At 68.3% G+C, this 25,117-nt stretch carries 13 protein-coding genes; 7 read left to right on the top strand and 6 right to left on the bottom strand.

Going from position 1 to position 25,117, the window contains the following annotated elements; all coding sequences use genetic code 11:
* The 4 genes from AC3WLC_RS15250 to AC3WLC_RS15235 all read right to left on the bottom strand — a co-directional run bounded on the left by AC3WLC_RS15250 (nt 1) and on the right by AC3WLC_RS15235 (nt 4,417).
* A complete protein-coding gene (locus tag AC3WLC_RS15250) occupies nt 1–1,476 on the bottom strand; it encodes an exopolysaccharide biosynthesis polyprenyl glycosylphosphotransferase (RefSeq protein WP_493684780.1) in 1,476 nt (491 codons plus the stop codon).
* Between the two features lie 43 nt (nt 1,477–1,519).
* A complete protein-coding gene (locus tag AC3WLC_RS15245) occupies nt 1,520–2,530 on the bottom strand; it encodes an NAD-dependent epimerase/dehydratase family protein (protein WP_493684779.1) in 1,011 nt (336 codons plus the stop codon).
* A 112-nt stretch (nt 2,531–2,642) separates the two neighbouring features.
* Nucleotides 2,643–3,398, bottom strand: coding sequence for a WecB/TagA/CpsF family glycosyltransferase (locus AC3WLC_RS15240; protein ID WP_493685391.1), 756 nt, complete (start codon nt 3,396–3,398; stop codon nt 2,643–2,645).
* Between the two features lie 32 nt (nt 3,399–3,430).
* A complete protein-coding gene (locus AC3WLC_RS15235; protein WP_493684778.1) occupies nt 3,431–4,417 on the bottom strand; it encodes a UDP-glucuronic acid decarboxylase family protein in 987 nt (328 codons plus the stop codon).
* Nucleotides 4,418–4,811: 394 nt separating this feature from the next.
* Between AC3WLC_RS15235 and AC3WLC_RS15230 the strand changes: the two genes are divergently transcribed.
* The 6 genes from AC3WLC_RS15230 (at nt 4,812) to AC3WLC_RS15205 (ending at nt 19,851) form a co-directional block, all read left to right on the top strand.
* Nucleotides 4,812–6,038, top strand: a complete 1,227-nt coding sequence (locus AC3WLC_RS15230) for a polysaccharide biosynthesis/export family protein (RefSeq protein ID WP_493684777.1) — start codon at nt 4,812–4,814, stop codon at nt 6,036–6,038.
* Between the two features lie 124 nt (nt 6,039–6,162).
* Nucleotides 6,163–6,618: a hypothetical protein gene (locus AC3WLC_RS15225; RefSeq protein WP_493684776.1), complete on the top strand. Its 456-nt coding sequence runs from the start codon at nt 6,163–6,165 to the stop codon at nt 6,616–6,618.
* A 3-nt stretch (nt 6,619–6,621) separates the two neighbouring features.
* The gene (locus tag AC3WLC_RS15220; RefSeq protein WP_493684775.1) at nt 6,622–7,479 is read left to right on the top strand and encodes a methyltransferase, TIGR04325 family; all 858 of its coding nucleotides are present in this window, start codon (nt 6,622–6,624) and stop codon (nt 7,477–7,479) included.
* 275 nt (nt 7,480–7,754) lie between these two features.
* Nucleotides 7,755–9,644 carry an amino acid adenylation domain-containing protein gene (locus AC3WLC_RS15215; RefSeq protein ID WP_493684774.1) on the top strand — a complete coding sequence of 630 codons (1,890 nt, stop codon included), beginning with the start codon at nt 7,755–7,757 and terminating at the stop codon, nt 9,642–9,644.
* Nucleotides 9,637–17,589 (top strand): hybrid non-ribosomal peptide synthetase/type I polyketide synthase, encoded by a 7,953-nt coding sequence (locus AC3WLC_RS15210; protein ID WP_493684773.1) that lies wholly within the window; start codon nt 9,637–9,639, stop codon nt 17,587–17,589. The genes AC3WLC_RS15215 and AC3WLC_RS15210 overlap by 8 nt, the downstream gene beginning before the upstream one ends.
* A gap of 6 nt (nt 17,590–17,595) precedes the next feature.
* Nucleotides 17,596–19,851 carry a condensation domain-containing protein gene (locus tag AC3WLC_RS15205; protein WP_493684772.1) on the top strand — a complete coding sequence of 752 codons (2,256 nt, stop codon included), beginning with the start codon at nt 17,596–17,598 and terminating at the stop codon, nt 19,849–19,851.
* Nucleotides 19,852–19,875: 24 nt separating this feature from the next.
* Here the strand turns inward: AC3WLC_RS15205 and AC3WLC_RS15200 are convergent, their stop codons facing one another.
* Together AC3WLC_RS15200 and AC3WLC_RS15195 are read right to left on the bottom strand one after the other, a co-directional pair.
* Nucleotides 19,876–20,574 (bottom strand): 4'-phosphopantetheinyl transferase family protein, encoded by a 699-nt coding sequence (locus tag AC3WLC_RS15200; RefSeq protein ID WP_493684771.1) that lies wholly within the window; start codon nt 20,572–20,574, stop codon nt 19,876–19,878.
* Nucleotides 20,571–21,971: a lipopolysaccharide biosynthesis protein gene (locus tag AC3WLC_RS15195; RefSeq protein ID WP_493684770.1), complete on the bottom strand. Its 1,401-nt coding sequence runs from the start codon at nt 21,969–21,971 to the stop codon at nt 20,571–20,573. Before AC3WLC_RS15195 ends, AC3WLC_RS15200 begins: the two co-directional genes overlap by 4 nt.
* Before the next feature lie 222 nt (nt 21,972–22,193).
* Between AC3WLC_RS15195 and AC3WLC_RS15190 the strand changes: the two genes are divergently transcribed.
* The gene (locus AC3WLC_RS15190; protein ID WP_493684769.1) at nt 22,194–25,088 is read left to right on the top strand and encodes a right-handed parallel beta-helix repeat-containing protein; all 2,895 of its coding nucleotides are present in this window, start codon (nt 22,194–22,196) and stop codon (nt 25,086–25,088) included.
* The last annotated feature ends 29 nt before the right edge of the window (nt 25,089–25,117 follow it).

Below are 25,117 nucleotides of genomic sequence, written 5' to 3'. Positions count from 1 at the left end.
CTATTTCGCGCCGCGCCCGTGCAGGACGGCCGGGACCGTTTGCAGCAGCACGTAGAAATCCAGCCAGAACGACCAGTTGTGGATGTAGAAGCTGTCCTGCCGCTTCTGGACGGCGAGATCGCCGTCGCTGCGGTCCGTGACCTGCCAGAGACCGGTCAGGCCGGGCGGCACGCTGGTGCGCAGCGCCTGGAAGGCGGTGTCGAAGCACTGGTTGTGATAGGCCGGGAACGGCCGCGGCCCGACGATGCTCATCTCGCCGCGCAGGACATTCCAGAGCTGCGGCAACTCGTCGAGGCTGGTGCTGCGGATGAACTGCCCGATCCGCGGCAGGATCCGGGGGTCGCTCGACAACTTGAAGAAGCGCTCCCATTCATTCCGGGCCGCGCTGTCCGCCTCCAGATGGGCAGCGAGCCGCGCCTCGGCGTCGGCATACATGCTGCGCAGCTTGTAGACCTTGAAGACATGGCCGTTCCGGCCGATCCGCGGCTGGGCATAGAAGGCGGGACCGTTGTCGACCGCCTTAACCGCGAGCGCCAGCACCGCGATCACCGGCAGGGCAAGGAGGGCGAGCGGGATCGCGACGATGAGGTCGAGCACCCGCTTCAGGCGCAGATTGCTCGGCATGTGGATGGCGCTGCGCAGTTCCAGGCCGAGCAGCCCGCCCATCGCCCGCAGCTGCGGATTGAGGACCTGCAGCATCGAGGCGTCATGGACGACGAAGATCTGGCGCAATGGCAGGCGGGCCAGCCAGTCGGCCTTCTCGACATGGAGATCGCCGGAGGCGCAAAGCGCGACCTCTATTCCCCGCGAGATGATGTTGGCCTGGCCGCGGGTGATCACAGGCAGCTCAGAAGCCTCGATGGCCTCGCTGAGCGCATCGGCCTCCTCGTCGGTGAGGATGGCGACCGGCTTCAGGCCGAGCTCCGGATGCAAGGCCAGATCGCGTGCCAAGGCCAGGCAGGCCGGCATCGTGCCGTAGAGCACGGTCTGGGCGCTCCAGAGATCACGCCGCACCAGCACGCCACGGACCAGCGCCTCGACATAATAGCCGAGCACGACCGTCAACCCCGCGCCCGCGACCACGAAACCCCAGAGATGGCTGGCGGGATCATCGACCGCCAGCCAGGTGAGCACCACGGCAGCGGCGACGACATTGCCGAGCGTGCGCCGGCGCAGGCGATCGACCGGCTCGGCCCGGTCCGAGCCATAAAGCCCGAAGCCGCCCAGGGCACCGCATAGCGCCAGCGTCCAGACCAGCATCAGGCTCGCCATGTTGGTGTCGGTATCCGACACGGCGATGGCCGCGCCCAGCTGCAGCAGCCCGGCGATGATGGTCAGCGTGACGAGATCCCCGACCATCAGAGCGGCGGCGACAAGCCGCCGCCGCTCGGTTGGCGTGACATTGGCACCGAGCAGCCGGCCCGGCTTTGCCATGCCGACCGAGGCGGGCACGACAGTCGTGATGACATCCGGCATGACAAACTCCCGGGATTTCGCTCAGCTAGGCAGGAAGGCGGCGCTATTGCGCCGCGATCGTGGGGATGTGCTCGATGCCGGCCTCGCGCTCGGCCCTCGCCTTCACCTCGCCCGAGATCCAGGCATAGGTCGGGATCAGCCCCTGGCCGAGATGGATCGAGGGTTCCCAGCCCAGCACCTCGCGCAGGCGGTTGTTGTCGCTGTTGCGACCGCGCACGCCCTGCGGACGGTTGATGTTGAAGCGCTTCTGGATCGTCTTCCCGGAGATCCCGGCGATGATGTCGACCAGCCCGCTGACATCGACCAGCTCGTCCGTGCCGAGATTGAGCGGCCCGGAATAGTCCGAACGCATGATGCGGTAGATGCCCTCGACGCAGTCGTCGATGTACATGAAGGAGCGGGTCTGCTTGCCGTCGCCCCAGACCTCGATCGCATCGCCGGACTTCGCCATCGCGACCTTGCGGCAGATGGCGGCGGGCGCCTTCTCCTTGCCGCCGTCCCAGGTGCCGAGCGGCCCGTAGACGTTGTGGAAGCGGACCAGCCGGGTCTGGAAGCCGTAGTCCTGGGTGAAGTATTCGCACAGCTTCTCGGTGTAGAGCTTCTCCAGCCCGTATCCCGGCTCGGGATCGGCCGGGAAGGCATCGTCCTCCTTCAGGGGCACGACCGAGGGCACGTCCTGGAGATATTGCGGATAGACGCAGGCCGAGGACGAGAACAGGAAGCGCTGGACCTTGGCGTCATAGGCCGCCTTCAGCATCTGCGCGCTGATCATCGTGTTGTTGAAGGTGATCGAGGCGTGCGCGCCGGAAATGTAGCCGATGCCGCCCATGTCCGCCGCGAGATTGTAGACCTCGTCCATGCCGTGGACCGCCTCGCGGCAATCATCCATCTCGCGCAGGTCGAGGAGGCGGAATTCGTCCGCCGAGCTGGCCTGGTACTCCGGGTCCTTGATATCGACTCCTCGGACCCAATAGCCTCTATCCTTGAGGTAATTGACAAGATGGAAGCCGATAAAGCCGCCAGCGCCGGTGACCAGCACAGATTTCTTGGACATTACTTCGCTCCACTGAAGAATGGGACTCAGTGATAGCGTTTTTGTCTTTTTAAATCAGGTGGTTAAACCGAACTATACCCCTTTTGGGACGGGTTGCCTCTTGGGGTTAGACCTACCTCTTCGAGGTGGCAGCGAGCGTAGTCCTCTGCCGGAGAAGTTGCAGGCTGGCGCCGAGCATGAACTGCGGCACGATCTTGCCATAGCGGCGCCAGAGCCGCCGTGGCTCCGAGAGCAGCCTGAACAGCCATTCGAGCCCGCGCTTCTGCATCCAGGCCGGAGCCTGGCGCTTGGTGCCGGCGAGGAAATCGAAGGCGGCGCCGACGCCGATCATGACCGGCGCCTCGATCCGGTCGAGATGCGCGGCCATCCAGTATTCCTGCTTGGGCGTGCTGAGGCCAACCCAGACGATGTCCGGCTTGGCGGCGTTGATCATGCGCACGATCTCCTCATCCTCTTCCGCCGATGACGGCCGGAAGGGCGGCGAGAAGGTGCCGGCGACAGCGAGCCCCGGAAAGCGGGTCGTCAGACGATCGCGCAGACGCTCGGCGAGCCCGGGCGCACCGCCGAAATAATACTGGCGATAGCCCTTCTGCGCCGAAAGCTCGGTGAGGCGCAGCATCAGATCCGGACCGTAGACCCGCTCGGTCCGGCCGTGGCCGAGCTTGCGGGCCATCCAGACCAGCGGCATGCCGTCGGGCGTCGCCATTCCCGCGCACTCATGGATCGTCATGAGCCTGGGGTCCGACTGGCTCTCGATCACGCCGTGGACACCGGTGATGCAGACATAGTTCCGGGCCCTGCGGGCGATCCAGTCTTCGACCGCACCAAGAGCGTCCGCCATGGTGATGGCGCTGACATTGACGCCCATGATGCGCGCACGGGGAAGGCTGCCGTCCTGCGTCACGAGTTCATCCTCGCGACCTCGACCCGGCGCACGGGGTCGTGCATCCTCGACAGCACGCCCTCGAAGTAGGCGATCGTGCGCTTCAGCCCGTCCTGCAGCGGGACCTTGGGCCGCCAGTGCAGCAGTTCGTGTGCCTTGCTGATGTCCGGGCAGCGCTGGCGCGGATCATCCTGCGGCAGCGGCCTGAAGACGATCTGCGAGCGCGAGCCCGTCAGCGAGATGATCAGCTCGGCGATCTCGGCCATGGAGGTCTCGACCGGATTGCCGAGATTGACCGCGCTATCGAGCTTCTGGGTTACGTTCATCAGGCGCATCAGCCCTTCGACCAGGTCGTCGACGAAGCAGAAGGCGCGGGTCTGGCGGCCATCGCCATAGAGCGTGATCGGCTCGTTGCGCAGCGCCTGGACGATGAAGTTGGAGACGACGCGGCCATCCTCCAGATTCATCCGCGGCCCGTAGGTGTTGAAGATGCGGGCGATGCGAATCTCGACGCCATGGCGCCGCTTGTAGTCGTAGAACAGCGTCTCCGCGCAGCGCTTGCCTTCGTCGTAGCAGGCGCGCGGCCCGCTGATGCTGACGAGCCCGCGATAATCCTCGACCTGCGGATGGACATCCGGGTCGCCGTAGATCTCGCTGGTCGACGCCTGCAGGATCGGGATGCCGAGCCGCTTGGCCATGCCGAGCATGTTGATCGCGCCGAGCACGCTGGTCTTCGTGGTCTGCACGGGATCGCGCTGGTAGTGCACCGGCGAGGCCGGACAAGCGAGGTTGTAGATCTCGTCGACCTCCAGATAGAGCGGGAAGGTCACGTCGTGCCTGAGCGTCTCGAAATTGGGCAGGCCGAGCAACCCCGTCAGGTTCTCGCGGCGCCCGGTATAATAGTTGTCGACCGCGATGACCTGGTGCCCCTGGGCGACCAGCCGCTCGCAAAGATGGCAGCCGAGGAAGCCGGCGCCGCCAGTGACGAGGATACGCTTCTGCATGTCTGAGCTCCGCCGGGTGGTGCACGGGAGGGAGCCAAAGCTTTGCCGCAAGCGCCGCCTTCTCAAAGGACGCTTTGGGAGCGAGAACGCCCCGGCGCGAACAAGGAAGGGCTACTTCCCACGCGACGCCGACGCCGCCCCGGCCCGAGGATGGCAGCCGCGCTCGCCTATGGGATTAATCCGGTAGCGACGCGCCTTGGCCCGAATGCCAATGCGGAAAGCGGCCCCGCCCTGACATCCTGCCCCCGATCCCATCGCCCCTCTGTGGGCAAGACGGTCGGAGCCGGCTTTGGACACCTCAATCCACCCCCGGAAATCTCACCTTGCCTCGCGCGCCCTGGTCTTGGCCCAGCCGCCGCGGCCGCATCGACTTTGGGCGCTCGCTTTGGCGCTGATGGCTTGGGCGCTCCTTCTGATCGCGACCACCGCGGCGGCCGAGCGCGAGGCGGCCGATACGCTCTCGATCGGCGACAAGGTCACGATCTCGGTCTTCGGGCAGAGCGACCTTTCCGGCGATTTCGTCCTCGACGGCTCGGGCGCGGTCAACATGCCGCTGGCGGGGCGGATCAGGATCGCCGGGCTCTCGGCGCCGGAAGCGGAAGCGCGGATCCGTAGCGCGCTGATGGACGGTTATCTGCGCGATGCCGTGGTCAGCCTGCGGGTCGCCGAGCTGAAGCCGGTCTACATCATGGGCGAGGTGCGCTCGCCGGGGACCTATCCCTTCCGGCACGGGCTCAACGTTCTCGCTGCGGTCGCACTGGCCGGCGGCTATCGGGTGGGCGATGAATCGATCGCCGTCCTCAAATCCGAGCTCCTGCTCGCCGACGAGCGCGAGCAGTTGCTCAACGCCTCCCTCCAGACGCTGACGGCACGACGCCAGAGGCTGGAAGCCGAGCGCGACGGCGTGAAGCAGCTCGTGCCCGATGCACGCAGCGCAGGCAGCGCCCAGATCCTGGCCGGCGAACAGGAGATCCTCGACTTCCAGCGCCGGGCGCGCGAGGGCGAGCGCGAATTGCTGAGCCAGCAGGTCGCGCGGCTCCAATCCGAAAAGGCGGCCCTGACCGAGCAGTCCCGACTGGTCGAGCGGCAGGTCGAGCTGACGCGTGAGCAATCCAGCGAATACAACAAGCTGGCGACGACCGGCCACGGCCTGCGCACCGTCCAGGTCGAGCGCGAACGCGACTATGCCCGCACGCAGGGCGAAGCGGCGCGCCTGCGGGCGGAGCTGGCCAAGAGCGAGACGGCGCTCGGCGAGCTGACTCTGCGACTGCGCGAGCTCGACACGACCTATATGCGCCGCGTCGTGCTCGAATTGCAGGAGACGCGGCAGAAGATCCTCGAGGTCGAGCGCAGCCTGCCGACCGCGCGCGAGATTTCCGAAAGCCGGCGCCGCAGGCTGGTGGCCAGCCAAGGCTCCGGCGCGGCGGCGGATTGGGACATCAGGATCACGCGACAGGCCGGCCTGTCGCCGGTGACGATCCAGGCGAATTTCGAAACGACTCTGCAACCCGGCGACATCGTCCAGGTGGCTCCGAAGACACGCGCTGCAGAGAGTTCACTTCCCGGAGAGGCGGCCAAGACACCGGCGCGCCAGCTCACGGGCCTCGCCAGCCAGCAATGACCCTGTCGCGGCGCCCCGGTCGCGCTGCCATGCCTGCCAGGGCAACGGTCGACTACGCGGTCAAACGCGATCCCGCTCATTGGTCGGGCGATATCGAGGAGGCGACTGGGGAGGAAGCACTCCCTTGGCCAAGACGGAGGCATCCTTGACGAGTTCGGAGAAGCACAACCGGGACGATGGCAGCGGCGCACGCACCGCCCCCGCGCTTCCGGCGGTCCGGAACTCCGCCTTTGCCAAGCATTGGCTTGCGGTGGACGATGGCGGCGCGGAACTGACCAAGGCGGTGTTCGGCGCCCAGCCTCGTCGGGCACCGCCCCGGCCGGCTCCGAACCAGGCGGCGCAGCCCCTGCCCTCCGCGGCACCCGTTTCGAGCAGCGCGCCCGTCCCCTCCCGCTTGCGAGCGAGCCTCGCCCTGCTCCTGCTCGTCCTCACCGTGCTCTTCGCCGCGCCTGCCGCCAGGCTGCTGGGTTTCGCGCCGCGGCCCGAGCGGGCTGGCACGGCAGAGGTTTCGCCGCACGGCAAGGCAACCCCGATGAAACCGAGCGCTCGCCCCGAGGCGAAACGTGCCGGCGAGGCCTGAGCGATGTCCGCCAGCGCCACATGGAAACAGAGCCTGCGCCTGACGGCCCGCACGGCCTCCGCCCACTGGCCCGGCATCGCCCAGTTACGCCGGCGGCTCTATGAAGCCCGCTTTCGTGCCGGCAAGTACCACTGCGGCTACAGCGGCAGGTTTGCCGGCTTCGAAGCGGCAGAGCGCGCGCTGCCGACCGGCCTTGCCGGCTTCGATCATGATGCGATGGCGGACATCGGCCATTACACCACCATGGCCGGCGGCATCGAGCCGATGCCGGCGACCGAGTATCCGGTACTGTTCTGGCTGCGCGCCGCACTCGACGAAGGCGCCCGGACACTGCTCGACCTCGGCGGCTATGTCGGACACGCCTTCCGCCAATACGACCGTTATCTCGCCTTCCCCGACGAGTTCCGCTGGAGCGTCTTCGATCTGCCGCACATCACCCGGGCCGGAGAGGCGCTCGCCGCTGGGCAGCCGACACCGCGCCTGCGCTTCACCAACGGTGTCGATGACGGCTGCGGCATGGACATCCTGCTCGCAGCGGGCTCGCTGCAGTACCTGCCGGAGAACCATCTGCACGAGAAGCTGAAGGCCTGGCCGAAGCCTCCCCGGCATCTGATCGTCCAGCGTACGCCGCTCCACATGCGGCACTCGTTCGTGACGATCCAGTCCGTGATCACGCGAACGGGCGAGGTCTCGTTCTGCCCCTACAGCGTGCCGGCGCGCGCCGGCTTCATCGATGGCCTGCTCGCCCTCGGCTATGAGCTGGTGGATTCCTGGGAGAAGCCGCGCAGCCTCGATGTGCCCTTCCATCCGGAGTGCCATGTCGAGACCTATTCGGGGCTCTACTTCCGGCTGGGCTCCTGAAGCCCTGCCCCCGCATCACACCCCTTTGAGGCTGCTTCACCCGGCTGAGCACACCCGACTTGTGTCATCCGCGCATGGCGCACCTCCCCCATGGGAAGATGGCGTTACTCCAACTGCTCCAATGTCGTCGCGCGGGCTTGGCGCATAGCCTTCCCTGCATGACACAGAGCATCGACAGCACAACCGCCCGCCAGGTCCCGCGTCGTCGCCGGCCTCGGGCGTCCGCCGCTCCCGAACTTCCCGGAGCCGCCCGCCCGCAAGTCGCCCGGCGAGAGATGCCACGAACCGCGCCCTCCACGCCGGCGACCCTGGTCGATCTCTTCGCCGCGCAAGTCGCCGCCCGGCCGCGCGCCGTCGCACTCTCCTTCGGCTCGGCCCACCTCTCCTATGGCGAGCTCGATGCGCGCGCCGAACGGCTGGCCGAGCAGCTGACCGCGATGGGCGCCCGCCCTGGCGCGATGGTCGGGCTCTGCCTGCCGCGCTCGCTCGACCTGATCGTCGCGCTGGTCGCGATCCTGAAGAGCGGCGCCGCCTATCTGCCGCTCGACCCGGCCTATCCCGGCGAGCGCCTCGCCTTCATGGTCGAGGATGCCGACGCCGCGATCATCATCGCATCCGACCATGCCGACTGGCTGCCGCCAGGCCGGCAACGGATCGATCCGCATCCGGCCGAAGACGCCAGGGCGGCAGCTTCGCCGACGCGGCGCGCGGCTGCGGCCAGCGACCTCGCCTATGTGATCTACACCTCGGGCTCGACCGGCAAGCCGAAAGGCGTCGCCATCGAGCATGCCGCCGTGACGCGGCTGTTCAGTGCGACGGATGGCTGGTTCGGCTTCCGGCCCAGCGATGTCTGGACCCTGTTCCACTCCGTCTCGTTCGACTTCTCGGTCTGGGAGATCTGGGGGGCGCTGCTTCACGGCGGGCGTCTCGTGATCGTGCCGGAGAGCACGACACGGGACCCCGCCGCTTTTTTGCGCCTCCTCGCCGACGAAGGCGTCACGGTGCTCAACCAGACACCGTCGGCCTTCGCTGCCCTCGACCGCGCCGACAACGACCGCGCCGGGCGCGACCAGCTCTCCTTGCGGCTGGTGATCTTCGGCGGCGAAGCGCTCGATCCGCGCCGCCTCGCCGGCTGGTACCAGCGCCGCGGCGAGCATGCCCGTCTCGTCAACATGTACGGGATCACGGAGACGACGGTGCATGTCACCTATCGTGCGCTCTCCCCCGCAGATGCGGAACAGCGATCGAGCCTGATCGGGCGGCCGATCCCCGACCTCGAGCTCCTGCTGCTCGACGGCGAGACCATGCGCCCGGTGCCGCGCGGCGAGATCGGCGAAATCTTCGTCGCGGGAGCCGGACTTGCCCGCGGCTATCTGAACCGGCCCGAGCTCAACGCCGCGCGCTTCGTGCCGCATCCGGACAAGCCCGGCGCCCGGCTCTACCGCTCCGGCGACCTCGCCCGCCAGGTCGAGGATGACGACTACGAATATTTCGGCCGAGCCGACCAGCAGGTGAAGATCCGTGGCTTCCGCGTCGAGCTCGGCGAGATCGAGACCGCGCTGATGGCCCATCCCGGCATCGGGCAGGCCGCGGTGTTGCTCCGCTCAGATGACGGGAACGAGCGGCTCGTCGGCTATCTCGTGGCCGATGGCGCGGACCGTCCCTCACCCACGGCGCTGAAGACCCATCTCGGTGAGAGCTTGCCAGCGCATATGGTGCCGGCCGCCTTCGTCTTCGTGCCCGATATCCCGCTGACGGTGAACGGCAAGCTCGACCGCACCGCGTTGCCGGCGCCCGGCCGCGCACGCCCGGAAACCGCCGCGCCCTATGCGGCGCCCCGCACTGCGCAGGAGCGGCGGTTTGCGGACGCCGTCGCCGATGTCTTCCAGATCGACATCGTCGGCATCGACGACAACTTCTTCGATCTCGGCGGCAATTCGCTGCTCGTCGCCGAACTTCACCGGCGTCTCGTCCACGATCTGCCGTGGTTCGCTCTCGTCGACCTCTACCGCTACCCGAATGTGCGGGCGCTGGCCGGCCACCTGACGCCTCAGAAGCCCGGCGTGCTCGGCAGCCTCGCTGCGGCACGCGAACGCGGCCTGCGCTCACGCGGCGTCCCTGCATCCTTCCCCGAAAGCGCGTCACTAGGCGGCTCGCATGACTGACCCCCTCCCCGAGCGCGCCGTCGCGATCATCGGCCTCGCCGGCCGCTTCCCCGGTGCACCGACCGTAGGCACGCTCTGGCGGAATCTCTTGGCCGGCGTGGAATCCATTACCAGGTTCGAATCCGCCGAACTCGAGGACGGCTTCGACGCAGCAACCCGCGCGCTCCCGAACTTCGTTTCGGCGAAGCCCGTCCTCGACGGCGTCGATCAATTCGATGCGCCATTCTTCGGCATGATGCCGCGCGAGGCCGCGCTCACCGATCCGCAGCAGCGCCTGCTGCTGGAATGCGCCTGGGAAGCGCTCGAGGATGCCGGCTACGACCCCGCCGCACCCGGCCAGTGCATCGGCGTCTTCGCCGGCGCTACCTCCAGCACCTATCTGCTGCAGAACCTGCTGCGCGACCGCGCGGCGATCGCCGACTACACCTCGGGCTTCCAGATCGGCAACCTGCCGCTGCTGGTCGGCTCGGCCGCGGATTTCACCGCGACGCGGGTCGGCTACAAGCTCGGCCTCACCGGCCCCTGCGTCGCCGTCCAGTCCGCCTGCTCGACCTCGCTGCTCGCCGTCGCCCAGGCCGTGCAGAACCTGCTCTGCCATGGCTGCGACATGGCCCTGGCGGGCGGCGTCTCGATCACCTTCCCGCAACGGCGCGGCTACCTCGCCCAGGAGGGCGGCATCGTCTCGACCGACGGTCATTGCCGTCCGTTCGACGCCGGAGCCAGCGGCACGATCTTCGGCAGCGGCGCCGGCCTGGTCGTCCTGAAGCGGCTGGAGGACGCGGTCGCCGATCGCGACCAGATCTACGCCGTCATCCGCGGCGTCGGCGTCAACAATGACGGCGCCGGCAAGGTCGGCTTCACCGCGCCGAGCGTCGACGGCCAGGCCGCGGCGATCGCGATGGCGCATGCCGCCGCCGACGTCGACGCGCGCTCGATCGGCTATGTCGAATGCCACGGCACCGGCACGCCGATGGGCGACCCGATCGAGGTCGCCGGCCTCACCGCCGCCTTCCGCCTGACGACCGAGGACCGCGGCTTCTGCGCGCTCGGCTCGATCAAATCGAATGTCGGCCATCTCGACGCCGCCGCCGGGGTCACCGGGCTGATCAAGGCCGCGCTCGCGGTGAAGAGCGGGGTGCTGCCGGCGAGCCTGCACGTCACGCAGCCGAATCCGGCGCTGGAGTTGCCAGAAAGCCCGTTCTTCATCGCCGACCACAGGCAGGAATGGGCCGGACAAAACGGGCCACGCCGCGCCGGCGTCAGCGCCTTCGGATTCGGCGGCACCAATGTCCATCTCGTGCTGGAGCAGGCCCCCGCCAGCGAAGCCGTAGCGCCGGCCCGCCGCAACCAACTCCTGACGCTCTCGGCCCGCAGCGCAGCGGCACTTGGCAAGGCGCGGGACCGGCTGGTGGAGCATCTCGAAGCGCATCCCGAGCAAGGCCTCGCCGACATCGCCTTCACCTTGCAGGCGGGACGGCGTTCCTTCCCGCACCGTCTTGCGGTAGTCGCTGGCGATCACGCCGAGGCTGCCGCAGCCCTGCGCAAGCAGAACACCGAGCGCGCCACGGCCGTGACCGGCGCCGGCGATCTCGTCTTCATGTTCCCAGGCCAGGGCTCGCAATATCCGCAGATGGCGCGGGAGCTCTATGCCGGCGAGCCTGTCTTCCGCCGGACGGTCGATTTGTGCTGCGAGTTGCTGAAGCCCGAGCTCGGGCTCGACCTGCGCACTCTGCTCTATCCGAGCAATGGCGGCGATCCGGAGCGGCTCTCGGCGACGCTGCTCGCCCAGCCTGCGATCTTCACGGTCGAATACGCGCTGGCGCAGCTGCTGATGAGCTGGGGCCTGCAGCCATCGGCCATGATCGGCCACAGCGTCGGCGAGTTCGCCGCCGCCTGCCTCGCCGGCGTGTTCTCGCTGGAGGACGCGCTCTCGCTCGTCGCCAGGCGCGGCCGGATGATGCAGGAACTGCCCGGCGGCGCCATGCTCGCCGTGCGCCTGCCCGACGCCGAGATCGCAGCTCTGGCGAAGGGCGACGTCAGCATGGCGGCGATCAACGCGCCCGGCATGAGCGTGCTCGCCGGACCGTTCGAGGCAATCGAGGCGCTGGAAGCGGAGCTCGCACAGCGCGGAGCGACTCATCGCCGCCTGCAGACCTCGCACGCCTTCCACTCCGGCATGATCGACCCGCTGGTCGCGCCGTTCACCGAGGCGGTCTCGGCCATTCGCCTCAATGCGCCGGAGCTGCCCTACATCTCCGGCGTGACCGGCGACTGGGTCAGCGCCGCACAGACCACCGATCCTTCCTATTGGGCGCGTCATGCCCGCGAGCCCGTGCGCTTTGCCGACGGCATCGCGACGCTGGCCCGCAGCCTCTCGCCCATCCTGCTCGAAGTGGGACCCGGCGCCGCACTGGCCAGTTTCGCGTTGCAAGGTGCTGGTGCGGGCCGGGCCGCCATCTCCTGCCTGCCCGATGCGCAGGGCGATGCCGAAGCCATGCTCGCCGCCGCGCTCGGCCGCCTCTGGACCGCCGGCGTCGCGCCGGACTGGTCGGCCTACCAGGCCGGCGACCGCCCGCGCCGCGTCTCGCTCCCGACCTATCCCTTCGAACGCAGCCGGCATTGGGTCGAAGCGCCAACCGCCTCGGCCGCCACCTTCGTGGCCGCGCCTGCGGCTGCCCCCGTTCAACCTCTTCCCACTCAACCCGAGCAGGAACCGACCATGGCTACCTCCGCGGACACCGACATCCCCCTGGGCCGTTCGGAGCTCGGCGGGCGGGTCGCAGCGATCTTCGAGAACCTGTCGGGGCGGCCCTTCGGCGCGGACGAGACGGGCGCGAGCTTCCTCGAGCTCGGCTTCGACTCGCTCCTGCTGACGCAGGCCGCGCAAGGACTGCAGACGGCCTTCGGCGTCCAGATCCGTTTCCGCCAGCTGCTCGACGATCTCCCCAGCGTCGACGACGTCACGCGCCACATCGCGGAGCTCTGCCCGCAAGAGATGGCGAAGCCGGTTGCGGTCGTTCAGGCAGCGGCGCCCGTCGCACCAACGCCTGCCACACCGGCTCCCGTTGCCGCAGTCACCATCGCCCAGCCGGTTCGCTCGGGCCTGGATGCGCTGATGCGCGAGCAGCTCGACGTGATGTCGCGGCTGATGGAGCGCCAGCTCCAGACCTTGAACGGCCAGGCGGCAGCCCTGGCACCTGCAACCGCAGCGCCAACCTTCCAGGCGTCACCTGCGCCGCAGCCTCCGGCGGTCGTACAGATCCAGCCTGCCCCCCCAGCCTCGACAAAGAACGCGGCCGGCTCGACAGCGCGGTTCAAGCCGCTGATCCGCACCGGCAACGAGAGCCTGACCGAGGCCCAGCGCGCCCACATCGCCCGGCTGACCAAGCTCTATGTCGGCAAGACCGCGACCTCGAAGCGGCTCGCAGACCAGCATCGCCCGGTCCTGGCCGATCCGCGCACCGTCTCCGGCTTCGCCGCCGACTGGAAGGAGATGGTCTACCCGATCGTCTCCGCCCGGGCGAAGGGCGCCCGGATCTGGGATGTCGACGGCAACAGCTATGTCGACCTCGTCAATGGCTACGGCCAGACCGCGTTCGGCCATGCGCCCGATTTCGTCGTCGAGGCAGTCCAGGCGCAACTGACGGACGGCTTCGCCATCGGGCCGCAATCGCCGCTCGCGCACGAGGCCTCTAAGCTGTTCTGCGAGCTGACCGGCCATGCCCGCGTCGCCTTCTGCAATACCGGCTCGGAGGCGGTGATGGCGGCGATGCGCGTCGCCCGCACCGTCACCGGTCGCGACCGGATCGTCGCGTTTTCAGGCGCTTATCACGGCCAGTTCGACGAGGTCCTCGTCCGCGGCGTCGGCGAGCAGCACCGCTCGGTGCCCGCAGCTCCCGGCATTCCGGCCGAGGCCGTCGGGCGCATGACCATCCTGGACTATGGCACCGACGAGAGCCTCTCCTGGCTGCGCGAGCATGCGCATGAGCTCGCCGCCGTGCTGGTCGAGCCGGTGCAGAGCCGCCGGCCGGGCTACCTGCCCGTCGCCTTCCTCAAGGAATTGCGCGCCATCACCGAGAAAGCCGGCACGGCGCTGGTTCTCGACGAGGTCGTCACCGGCTTCCGTGTCCATCCCGCCGGCGTACAGGCCCTGCTGGGCATCAAGCCGGACCTTGCGACCTATGGCAAAGTCGTCGGCGGCGGCCTGCCCGTCGGCCTCCTGGCGGGCACCCCGCGCTTCATGGACGCGCTCGACGGCGGCGCCTGGCGCTTCGGTGACGACAGCGTGCCCGAGGTCGGCGTCACCTTCTTCGCCGGGACGTTCGTCAGGCATCCTCTGGTGCTGGCGGCGACGGTCGCCGTGCTCCGGCATCTCAAGGAGAAGGGGCCGGCGCTGGCCGACGCCCTGACCCAGCGCATGCAAGGCCTCGTCGAGGCGCTGCGGCGCGCCTTCGCGAGGGTCGGCTGGGACGTGCCGATCGAGAGCTATGGCAGCGTCGCCTATTTCGAGCCGGGCCGCGACCATCGCCTCGGCAGCCTGCTGCATTATCATCTGCGTGCCCGCGGCATCTTCATCCAGGAGCACTATCCCTGCTTCCTGACGACCCAGCACGGCGACGCCGAGATCGCAGCGATCATCGCCGCTTTCGAGGACAGTCTCGCCCTGATGCGCCGGGACGGCATGCTGCCCGGAACAGCAGCTGAGAGTCTCCCGCCGGACACGCCTGCGGTTTCGTCGGAGATCGAGCTGCCCCTGACCGAAGCCCAGACCGAGATCTGGCTGTCGGACCAGACCGGCCCCGAGGCCAGCGCTGCCTTCAACGAATCCGTCAGCCTGACGCTCGACGGCGATATCGATGCGCTGCGCCTTGCCGAAACCGTCAGGCAGGTTGCGGCGAGGCACGCGATCCTCCATGCGCGCTTCTCCGCCGACGGCGAGACCATGCAGATTTCACCTTCGGGGACATTCCCCGTCGCGATCAGCGATCTGCGCGGCGAGCCTGATCCGCAAGCAGCCTTGCAGGCGTTGATCGAAGCCTATGCGAACCGCCCGTATGACCTCGTGCAGGGGCCGGTGGCCGAAGCCGAGATCATCCGGCTCGGCGAGCATAAGCATGTGCTGATCCTGTCGGCGCATCATATCGTCTGCGACGGCTGGTCGACCAACATCCTGCTCGACGAGATCGCCACGGCCTATCGCTCCAGCGTCGACGGGCTGCCGGCAGCGATGCCCTTCGCGGGCTACGCGGCGACGACCCGGCAGGACCCGCGCACGGAAGAAGCGGCGGCCTATTGGACCAAGATGTTCGCGGAGCTTCCCGCACCGCTCGAACTGCCGACCGACCGGCCACGGCAGGCGCCGCGCAGCTTCAATGGCGGCACGCGCACCAGCTTCATCGAGGCCGAGCTCTATCGCCAGGTGAAGGCGGCGGGCGCAAAGCGCCGGCGGACACTATTCGCCACGCTGTTCGCCAGCTTCCAGGTGCTGCTGTTGCGGCTCTCGGGTCAGCGCGACCTCGTCATCGGCGTCCCCGCCGCCGGGCAATCGCAGCTCGAAGGCCCCTCGCCCGTCGGCCATTGCGTCAATTTCCTGCCGATCCGCGGCGGGATCGATCCAGCCGAGCCGTTCTCGGCCCATCTCGACAAGGTCGGACGCGTCATCCTCGACGCCTACGACCATCAGAGCTTCACGCTCGGCGCATTGCTGAAGCGGCTGCGCGTCCCGCCGGTCTCCGGGCGTCTGCCTCTCGTCGAGGTACAGTTCAACCTCGAGCGGCTCGCTAGTAATCTCGACTTCGGTGCCGGCGTCAAAGCCAGCGCCGAGCCCAACCCCAAGGCCTTCTCGACCTTCGATCTCTATTTCAACATCGGCGAGTCCGATGATGGCCTGCGGATCGACTGCTGCTATGGCGCCGATCTCTTCGACGCGGCGACGATCGACCGCTGGCTCGGCCACTACCGGACGCTGCTCGCCGCCTTCGTCGCCAACCCCGACATGCTCATCGCGGCGATGCCGCTGATCGAGGGCGACGAGCGCCAGCGCCTCGTCTCCGCCATCAACGACACGCAGGTCGTGCTCCAGAGCGACGACGGCACGATCCAGGCCTTCGAACGCCAGGTCCAGCAGCAGCCCGAGGCGATCGCCGTCTCCTGCGGCGATCAGCAACTCTCCTATGCCGCCCTCAACGCCTGGGCCGACCGGATCGCGGCAGAGCTGACGGCGCGCGTCGACGCCCCTGAAAGCCGCGTCGGCCTCTTGATCGAGCGCTCGCCGGCGCTGATCGCCGGCATGCTCGGCGCGCTCAAGGCCGGCTTCCCCTATGTGCCGCTCGATCCCGTGATGCCGAAGGCGCGCATCCAGCGCATCCTGCGGGATTCCGAGGCCGTCGCGCTTCTGGCCGCGGGGCCGCTCGCTCCGGCAATCGTCGAGCCGGATGAGAAAGTCATGCTGATCGATGTCGACCAGACCACGGCGAACCTCGCCGGGATCCGGACGGCGGCGATCGCACCCGATCAGCTCGCCTACGTGATCTACACCTCCGGCTCGACCGGTGCGCCGAAAGGCGTCGAGGTCAGCCATGGCGGGCTCTCGAACCTGCTGTTCGCGATGGCGCGCGAGCCCGGCTTCTCCAGCTCCGACGCTATGCTCGCCGTTACGACGGTGACCTTCGACATCGCCGCGCTGGAATTGCTGCTGCCGTTGATCCAGGGCGGCCGCGTCGCGATCGCGACCTCGGACGAAGCCAAGGATGGTGCCGAGTTGCTGGCGCGGCTTCAGCAGAGCGGCGCAAACGTGCTGCAGGCGACGCCGATGACCTGGCGCCTGCTGCTCGAAGCCGGCTTCCGCTCTCGGCCCGGCCTGCGCATGCTCTGCGGCGGCGAGGCGCTGCCGCTCGACCTCGCACGCAAGCTGCTCGAAGGCGGCGGCGAGCTCTGGAACATGTACGGGCCGACCGAGACGACGATCTGGTCCTCCCTCGCCCGCATCCAGGCAGAAGACGAGGTCGTCACCATCGGCCTGCCGATCGCTAATACGCAGTTCTATGTCGTCGACGAAACCAATCAGCCCGTCGGCGTCGGCATTCCCGGTGAACTGCTGATCGCCGGCACGGGCCTGGCGCGCGGCTATGCCAACAACCCCAAGCTCACCGCCAGGAGTTTCATCGCCAACCCGGTCGATCCCGCCACGAGCGCGAAGGCCTATCGCACCGGCGACCGTGCCAAATACCTCCCCGACGGACGCATCGTGCATCTCGGGCGGCTCGATCATCAGGTGAAGCTGCGCGGCTTCCGGATCGAACCCGGCGAGATCGAGGCTGTGCTCGCCCGCAAGGCCGGCATCGTCTCGGCGGTGATCCTGCGCGAGGACGTGCCAGGTGAGCCGCGACTGGTCTGCTACTACGTCACCGGTGCGGACGCTCCTCCGCCAGCCGAATTGCGGACCGCGCTGGCGCAGGAGCTGCCGGACTACATGGTCCCGACTGCCTGGGTCAGCCTGCCGGCGCTACCGCTGAACCAGAGCGGCAAGCTCGACCGCGCCGCGCTGCCGACGCCGGATGCCCAGAGCGCAGCGCCCAAGGTCGAAAAGATCGCCGACAAGGCTGCGCCGCGGACACCTGTCGAGGAAACGCTGATCCGCATCTGGAGCGAGGTGCTGCGGCGGGAGGACATCGATGTCCACGACGACCTGTTCGACCTCGGCGCCGATTCCCTCAGCATCTTCCAGATTACCAGCCGTGCGCGCCGCGAAGGCCTCAAGCTCGCCGCCCGGGACTTCTTCCGGAACCGGACGATCGCCGCCGTCGCGGCAGCGCTCCCCGACGAGCCCGCCGCCGAAGCCGCCGCGCCTGCCGCGACGTTCTGGAAGCGGCCATGGCGCCGCCCACGCGACGGCGCGCAGCAGCCGAGCGAGCCGAGCGCCGTCTCGCAGCGCGAGAGAGGGTGAGCGATCATGGCAAACCAGTTCACCCGCGAGCCGGAACCACAATTGCGCGAACCAGAGCGCATCGTGATGACGGCCAAGTGCTCGTCGGCGCAGGAGCGCTACTGGGAGATCGACAGCAGGGATCCGGGCACGCCGGCGCTCAACATCGCCGTGAAATGGCGGATCCGCGGGCATCTGGACGCGTCCCTGGCGCAGGATGCGTTCCAGGCGATCCTCGACCGCCATGAATCCCTGCGAACGGCGATCCGACTGGAAGACGGCCAGCCCGTCCAGGCGATCGCCGAACACGTCCCATTCAAGCTGCCGGAGATCGACCTCTCCGGCCTGCCCGAGGCGGACCGGACACGGGAGGCCGACCGTATCGCCCAGAGCGAAGCCTGCACGCGCTTCGATCTCGGTGAAGCGCCGCTGTTGCGGGCAACGCTGCTGCGCAAGAGCCGGGCCGAGGCCGTGATCCTGGTCGTCGCCCACCACATCGTCAGCGACGGCTGGTCGATGGGCCTCATCGCAAAGGATTTCGTGGCGGCCTATCAGGCGCTCGGCCGTGGCCGCGAACCGGTCCTGCCCGAGCTGCCCCTGCAATATTCCGACTTCGCCGAAGGCAGCCAGGACAGCCTGGAAGGCGGCGTGCTCGCACGCGAGGAGGCCTATTGGCAGCGCAAGCTCGCCGAGTTGCCCATCGTCGAAGTCCCGGGCGATCGTCCACGGCCGGCGACACGGAGCACGCACGGCGCCTCGCTGTCGCGGTTGCTTCCCCGCCCCCTGACCGCCGGCCTCGCCGATCTGGCACGCAAGGAAGGTACGACTTTCTTTTCAGTCGCTTACGCCGTTCTCCTGACCTTGCTTCGGCAACGCACCGGCGCCTCCGACCTCGTGCTGAGCACGCAGATGGCGAACCGGGACGATGTCGAGCTGGAGACGATCGTCGGCCCCTTCGTCAATACGCTCGTGCTTCGGACCAAGGCCTCCGAGGAGCAGAGCTTCCTCGATCTCTGCCAAGCCGCGCGCGACACGTTCGAGGACGCAGTCGATCATCACCAATGGCCGTTCGACAGGCTCGTGGCGCTGCTGCCAACCCATGGCGATGCCGGCCGGCCACCGATCTCGATCAACTTCATCGTCCAGCGCGCCTTCATCGGCGAGCTCGCCAATGACAGTTTTCAGCTATCAGGGATTCCGTCGCCTTTGCCGGGCGCGCTCTACGACCTCAACTTCATCCTGGTCGAACGCGAGGAGGGCTGGCGCCTGACCTGCGAGTACCATCGCGACCTCTACGACGAAGCGACCGCGTACGAACTGGCGGCGCAGTTCGAGAACCTGGCGGAGACGCTCGTCGCCGACCCGGCTGCACGCCTGCCGCGGCCGGCGCCGATCTCCCTGCCGATCGCATCGCCGCTCTGGCTGCCGGCGACACCGGCATTGCCGCCGGTGATCGACGTGACGGCCCTGCGCCGGACCTGGCTGCAGAAGACCGGCACGCAACCAACCCTGTTCGCGCTCAACCACACCGCCCACAACCTGCGTCTCTACCGGCCCCTGTCGCAGGAGCTCGGCCCCGACCAGCCTTTCGCTGCGCTGCAACTGCTCGACCCGCTGGTGAACGGCGCGGCTCCGAGCTCGATCGAGCAGCTCGCGGCCGCCTATTGCGAGGCGATCGTCGCGACCAAGCCGGAAGGTGGCTATCGGCTCGCGGGCTTCTGTCGCTCCGGCGTGATCACCCTGGAGGTCGCGAAGCAATTGCTGGCGAGCGGCAGGCAGGTCGATCTGGTCATGCTGATCGACTGCTGGGCGCCCGGCTACTTCCTGCGGCTGCCCTATGGCGCACGCCTGTGGTTCCGCCTGAAGCGCGCCGGCCGCTTCGCCCGGCGCTTCTGGCAGGGCGGCCCACGCAGCTTCGTGACGCGCATGTCGTTCTGGCTGCAATCGACAGCCGCCGTCCGGCAGGCGAAGCGGCTGATCTTCTGGCGCCCGGCCGAGGAGGCTGCCGACGAGGCCGATTTCTGGCGGACGACCGACGAGCTCGAGGCCCTGGTCCAGCGCTACGCGCTGCCGAACTATGACGGGCGCGTGCTGATCTTCCGGAGCGGCGCGATCCCGGCCGGCTGGCCCCCGGATGCGACCCTGGGCTGGGCTGGCCATCTCGCGCCGGGCACGCCCTGCTTCTCGGTCGACGGCGAAGGCCATGAAGGCGCGTTCTCCGAAGCCGGCTCGCGAACCATGGCCGAGCGGATTCTCGAGGCCACGGGGCAGAGCCGAGCATGATCCGGGAACCTTGCGCCGGCGCAACTAAGGCCGGGCCATCCAGACCGGCGACCAGCCGCGATGGCGCGCCGCCAGCGTGCCGCAATAGCCGGGCGCCGGCTCCAGATCGGCGAGCTGCCAGAGATCGGCCTCGGCCGGGTCGGATTCCACCGCCAGGAGCCGTGCCCGGAACGGATCGAGCGAGACTTCGAAGCTCGATGGCGAGCCGTTGAGGCCTACCCCAATCGCCTTCAGGCACGCTTCCTTGCGCGTCCAGCAGCGGATGAAGGATTCCTCGCGCAGCTCGGGCGTCAGCGCGGCGAGCATGGCAAACTCCCGCGGGGCGAGACAGCCGGCGAGAAGATCGGCCGAGACCGGCCGAATCCGTTCGATATCGACGCCGACCGGCATGCCCTGTGTAACCGCAACGATCGCGAGCTCGCCCGAATGGCTGAGATTGAACGCGATCGGGCGCCCGCTGTACTCGTTCACGAGGAAGGGCTTGCCGAACGCCGTCTCGCCAAAGCGGAGCCGAGGCGGCGGAATCGGGACATAGAGCGCCAGGACGCGCCGCAGCCAGTTGCGCGCCACGATGAAGGCGACCCGCGCCTTCGTGTCATGGAAGCGGTCGGCGCGGGCGCGCTCCTCATCCGACAGGATCCCGCGTCGCTCGGCCGCCTCCATCACGGGCAGATCGACACGGCAGCACCAGAGGTGCACCTGGGAGGGCGGCAGCGCCATCATCGCGATGCCACCGTCACCGTGCGGCCGCGTGCCGGCGCGGCCGGCTGGCTCGCCAGCAAGCCCGGGACGCGCAGGGCGAGCATCACCAGGACGACGAGGGCGGCGAGCTCGGACAGGAGGGTCACCGCGATCAGTCCGGCCACGCCGAAGGCCGCCGCGGCCGGATAGACCGCCAGCAGGCTGAAGCAACCTCCGACGAGCGAGGCGACGAAGACTGGCCGCGTGCGCTCCAGCGCCCGGAAGGCGCAGCCGAGGACGAGGCTCGTCAGTGCCATCGGGAAGGCGAAGGCATACCAGATGATCACCCAGTCGAATTCGAGTATCTCGCCGCCATAGAGCCGGTGCAGCAACCAGGGGCCGAACAGGCCGAGGCCGAGAACCGTCACGGCCCCGACGAGGCCGGCGAACAGCATGGCGCGACGGAGAGTCCGGTGGAGCCCCGGCATGCCGCCCTCGGCAAACGCCTTCCCGGCCAGAGGCGGAACGATGTTCTCCAGCGCCTCGCGCACCACGTTGAGCACGGCGAGCAGGCTCTGCGCCGCCCGCAGCGCGCCGAGCACTTTCGGCCCGAACAGGCCCGCCGTCACCAGGAGCCCGCTATAGCTCAGCACCCATTGCACCGAGCCGGTGAGGACGAGCCAGCGCGCCGAGCGCCATTGCCGCCGGGTGACGCTGGCCAGAACCTGCCTGCGCCACAGCAGCGGGCCGGACATGCCAAGGCCACAGAGCGTCGAGACCGCAGCGGCGGCGGCGACGGCCCAAAGCGCAGTCGCGACGCCAATCATTCCGGCCTGCCAGAGGGCCGCGAGCGCGCCGAGCTTGAGGGCCTGGTTGATCGCGTCGATCAGCAGGATTCCGGCCGGCCGACGCCGGGCAAACAGATAGCGCCGCAGGAAGTCCTGCGTCAGATAGGAGGCTGCGGCCATCGCGCCCGGCAGCGCGGCATCGGCCAGCGTCGAGTCCGAGCCTGCGACGAATGTCAAGGCAGCGAAGATCGCGCCGCTGGCGACGACGACGTAGCCGGCCTGATGCAGGAAGACGATCGTGTAATAGGCCTCGGCCTCAGCCCCCTGCTCCTTCGTGCCAATGCTCATCATCGGGCTGACGATCAGGCCGAGCTGCAGGCTCATCGCGAGATAGAGCGCGAGCCAGACCATGGTGTAGATGCCGAAGGCTTCGAGCCCGAGCGCGCGGGCGAGCAGGATGGTCGTCAGGAAATTGCAGGCGCTCGACAGGGCCTGGTCGGTGAAGGACAGCGCCGGATCGCGCATGGCGAGGAGCCGCGCCCGCATGGTCTCGGACAGCTTGCCGGGCCTGCGCTGATCCGAGACGGCACGGCCCGGCTCGCGCCGCGCCCGGCCGAAATGCCCACCCATCTTGCCCGCGCTGAACGTCATCGGGTCTCCATCGACGATTACCCGGCCGCATCTTCTCGGGTGAAGTCTAGCGTCGCCCTCTTCCTAACGGCGCTGGGCATAGGGACTGCCCAGAAGGAACGTGGGCCAGCCGCCTCGCCGGCATGGCTACCTCGGATGCCCAGCCTGCTTGGGACCAGCCGGAGGTTACGCTCCTCCCGCAACGGCAGTCGCCACGCAGAGCGAGGGTGGACCGTGAATGGAATGCCACGAGCACCGGCCCGCACCGCGGCCGACCGGCGAGCGACGGATCGCTATTTGCCGATCCTGGCGCTCGGCTTTGCCGGCTATGTCGTCTTGGGCAAGAGCTTCGCCTATCTCGGCGTGCCGCCGCTCTTCGTCGGCGAGATGCTGTTCGCGCTCGGCCTGCTCGCCTTCCTCGCCTCGGGCAGCACAACGGCGCTGCTCACAACCGTGCCGGCCCTCAGCGCGGCCCTGCTGATGGGCTGGGTGCTGCTGCGGACGCTGCAGGGCATCGGCCCCTACGGTGTCGACGCGCTGCGCGACGGAGCGGTCGCGCTCTATGGCGGCTTCGCCTTCATCGTCGCGGCGCTGCTGGTGGAGCGCCCGATCCGCATCGCCCAGATCATGGGCTATTTCCGGATCCATGTGCGGGTGCTGATCCCGATCGCGATCGTCCTCTATTTGATCGCGCGCTTCTTCTTCGCCTCGATCCCGAAGCTGCCCGGCCAGAATGTCGAGATCATCTCGGTGCGCTCCGGCGAACTCGCCGCGCATCTCTGCGGTGCGCTCGTGCTCGTCCTGGTGGGGCTGTGCAAGGTCAGCCGGAGCTGGGTCGTCGTCGCGCTCGGCGCGGCCCTGCTCATCGCCAGCCAAAGCCGCGGCGGCATGCTGGCCCTGCTGCTCCCCCTGGTTCTGGCGATGATCCTGACCGGCCAGATCGGCCGCCTCGCCACCATCGCCGCCGCCCTCACGGTCGTGATGCTCCTGGCCGCCGCCGCCGATCTCGAGATCGACCTGCCGCGCGGCGAACGGCCGATCAGCGCGGCCGCCGTGGTCGAGAACCTCGCCAGCGTCGCCGGATCGAGCGAGGCCAACAATCTCGACGGGACCAAGCAATGGCGGCTGGGCTGGTGGCAGGCGATCCGCAACTACACCGTCCACGGCCCCTATTTCTGGACCGGCAAGGGCTTCGGCATGAACCTGGCCGAGGCGGACGGCTTCGTCGTCGGCCTCGAACGTGGCGGGCCGACGGTGCGCAGCCCCCATAGCGTGCACATGACCTACCTCGCCCGGAGCGGCGTGCCCGGCCTCGCCCTCTGGCTCCTGACCATCGGCAGCTGGACGCTCGCACTGCTGCGGGCCGCCCATCTCGCCTGGCGGCGCGGCGATCTCGACTGGGCACGCTACTTCGTCTTCCTGGTCTGCTACCTCGCCTCGATCGTCATCGACGCCTCCTTCGACGTCGCGCTCGAAGGGCCGATGCTCGGCATCCCCTTCTGGATCCTGTTCGGGATCGGCTTCGGCTCGCTGATGGTCTATCGCGCCTGGCATGTCGTCGAGCCGCCTGTTCGCCTCGGCGGTGCGGCGCGCAAGGGAGCCCAGATCGCTGGCGCAATCCTCCTTGGCGCAGTGGCGCTGCTCGGCAGCCCTCCCTCCGAGGCCGCCGAAAGCGCCCCCTGCCCGCCCGGTTCCATTCCGGTGCCGGTCGGCGTGCCCATCCAGCCCCTCGTCGACAAGGCCCCGCAGGGAGCGGCCTTCTGCATCGCAGCCGGCCTCCATCGCGCCCAGATGATCGTCCCCAAGGACCGGCAAACCTTCATCGGCCAGCCCGGCGCCGTCCTGAACGGCGCCGAACTGATCACCGATATCAGCCGGAAGGACGCCTTCTGGGTGACCGCCATGCCTCAGTTCGGGGTCAAGCCGTTCGGCTCCTGCCTGGCCCAGCGGGCGCGCTGCAACGATCCGCGGCGCTTCTTCCTCGATGGCCAGCCTCTGGAGCCGGTCTCCGACCGGGCCGAGCTGCAGCCGGGACGCGTCTACTCCGATGCCGCGACAGGGCTGAGCTATCTCGCGGACGACCCGCGCGGCCGGACCCTGGAGCGGACGCGCGTACTCTATGCGTTCAACAATCGGGGTGCGCGCGGCGTCACCGTCAAGGGCCTGATCGTCGAGAAATATGCGACACCCGCCCAGCAGGGTGCGATCTTCGGCGACGAGAACGCACGCGCTACCGACTGGCTGATCGAGGACAACGAGGTCCGCTTCAACAGCGGCGCGGGCATCGCGACCGGCGAGAGGAGCGTCGTGCGCCGCAACAAGGTGCATCACAACGGCCAGCTCGGGATCTCGCCCAATGGCAGCGATGTCGTGATCGAAGACAACGAGATCTACGAGAACAACATCTACGGCTTCGACGCTGCCTGGGAGGCCGGCGGCGTCAAGGCAGGCAAGGTCGAGCGCCTGACACTGCGCGGCAACCATGTGCACGACAATTACGGCTCGGGGCTCTGGTGCGATGTCGATTGCCGCAACGTCCTGTTCGAGAACAATCTCGTCGAGCGCAATGCGGATGCCGGCATCTTCTACGAGATCAGCTTCGACGCCATCATCCGCAACAATACGGTGCGCCTGAACGGGACCGGACGCGGCGGCCAGCAGGGCAGCGCCTGGATCTGGGGCGCCGGCATCCAGATCGCGGCCTCCGAAGGCGTGAGCGTCTACGGCAACACGGTCACCGTGGCCCCGGGCGGCACCGGCATCGTCATCGTCGACCAGGGTCGCGAGCGGCTCGATCAATCCAGGCGGAAGGACGGCCAAAAGAAGCTGTTCTACCTGACGGCGCGGAACTCCGTGCACGACAACGAAGTCGTCTACGACGGAGACGCCGGGCTCTCCGGCGGAGCGAGCGACGTGCCCGACTCCAATCCCAATTTCCGGATCATCGAAACGGGCGGAAACCGGTTCGACCGCAACACCTATGTGCTGCGCCGACCGACCGAGGCCCCGCTGTTCATCTGGGGCGGAGAGCCGGTCTCCTACGAACGCTTCCGCGATCTCGGTCAGGAAGCGAACGGCCGGATCATCCGGGCCGATCAGGGTCCGCCTGCCCAGAACGGCTTAGTCCAGAAGCCCTAGCGTTCAGTCGTCGGACCGGGCTGCCGACT

The organism is Allobosea sp. GW821-FHT03A12 (assembly GCF_058986765.1).
The sequence above is the reverse complement of the archived record's forward strand: the minus strand, read 5'-3'. Positions and strand labels throughout refer to the sequence as shown.

Coding starts and splice junctions, on each gene's coding strand:
- AC3WLC_RS15250 (WP_493684780.1), bottom strand. CDS start 1,476: ATGCCGGATGTCATCACGACTGTCGTGCCCGCCTCGGTCGGCATGGCA.
- AC3WLC_RS15245 (WP_493684779.1), bottom strand. CDS start 2,530: ATGTCCAAGAAATCTGTGCTGGTCACCGGCGCTGGCGGCTTTATCGGC.
- AC3WLC_RS15240 (WP_493685391.1), bottom strand. CDS start 3,398: ATGGGCGTCAATGTCAGCGCCATCACCATGGCGGACGCTCTTGGTGCG.
- AC3WLC_RS15235 (WP_493684778.1), bottom strand. CDS start 4,417: ATGCAGAAGCGTATCCTCGTCACTGGCGGCGCCGGCTTCCTCGGCTGC.
- AC3WLC_RS15230 (WP_493684777.1), top strand. CDS start 4,812: ATGGCTTGGGCGCTCCTTCTGATCGCGACCACCGCGGCGGCCGAGCGC.
- AC3WLC_RS15220 (WP_493684775.1), top strand. CDS start 6,622: ATGTCCGCCAGCGCCACATGGAAACAGAGCCTGCGCCTGACGGCCCGC.
- AC3WLC_RS15215 (WP_493684774.1), top strand. CDS start 7,755: ATGCCACGAACCGCGCCCTCCACGCCGGCGACCCTGGTCGATCTCTTC.
- AC3WLC_RS15210 (WP_493684773.1), top strand. CDS start 9,637: ATGACTGACCCCCTCCCCGAGCGCGCCGTCGCGATCATCGGCCTCGCC.
- AC3WLC_RS15205 (WP_493684772.1), top strand. CDS start 17,596: ATGGCAAACCAGTTCACCCGCGAGCCGGAACCACAATTGCGCGAACCA.
- AC3WLC_RS15200 (WP_493684771.1), bottom strand. CDS start 20,574: ATGATGGCGCTGCCGCCCTCCCAGGTGCACCTCTGGTGCTGCCGTGTC.
- AC3WLC_RS15195 (WP_493684770.1), bottom strand. CDS start 21,971: ATGACGTTCAGCGCGGGCAAGATGGGTGGGCATTTCGGCCGGGCGCGG.
- AC3WLC_RS15190 (WP_493684769.1), top strand. CDS start 22,194: ATGCCACGAGCACCGGCCCGCACCGCGGCCGACCGGCGAGCGACGGAT.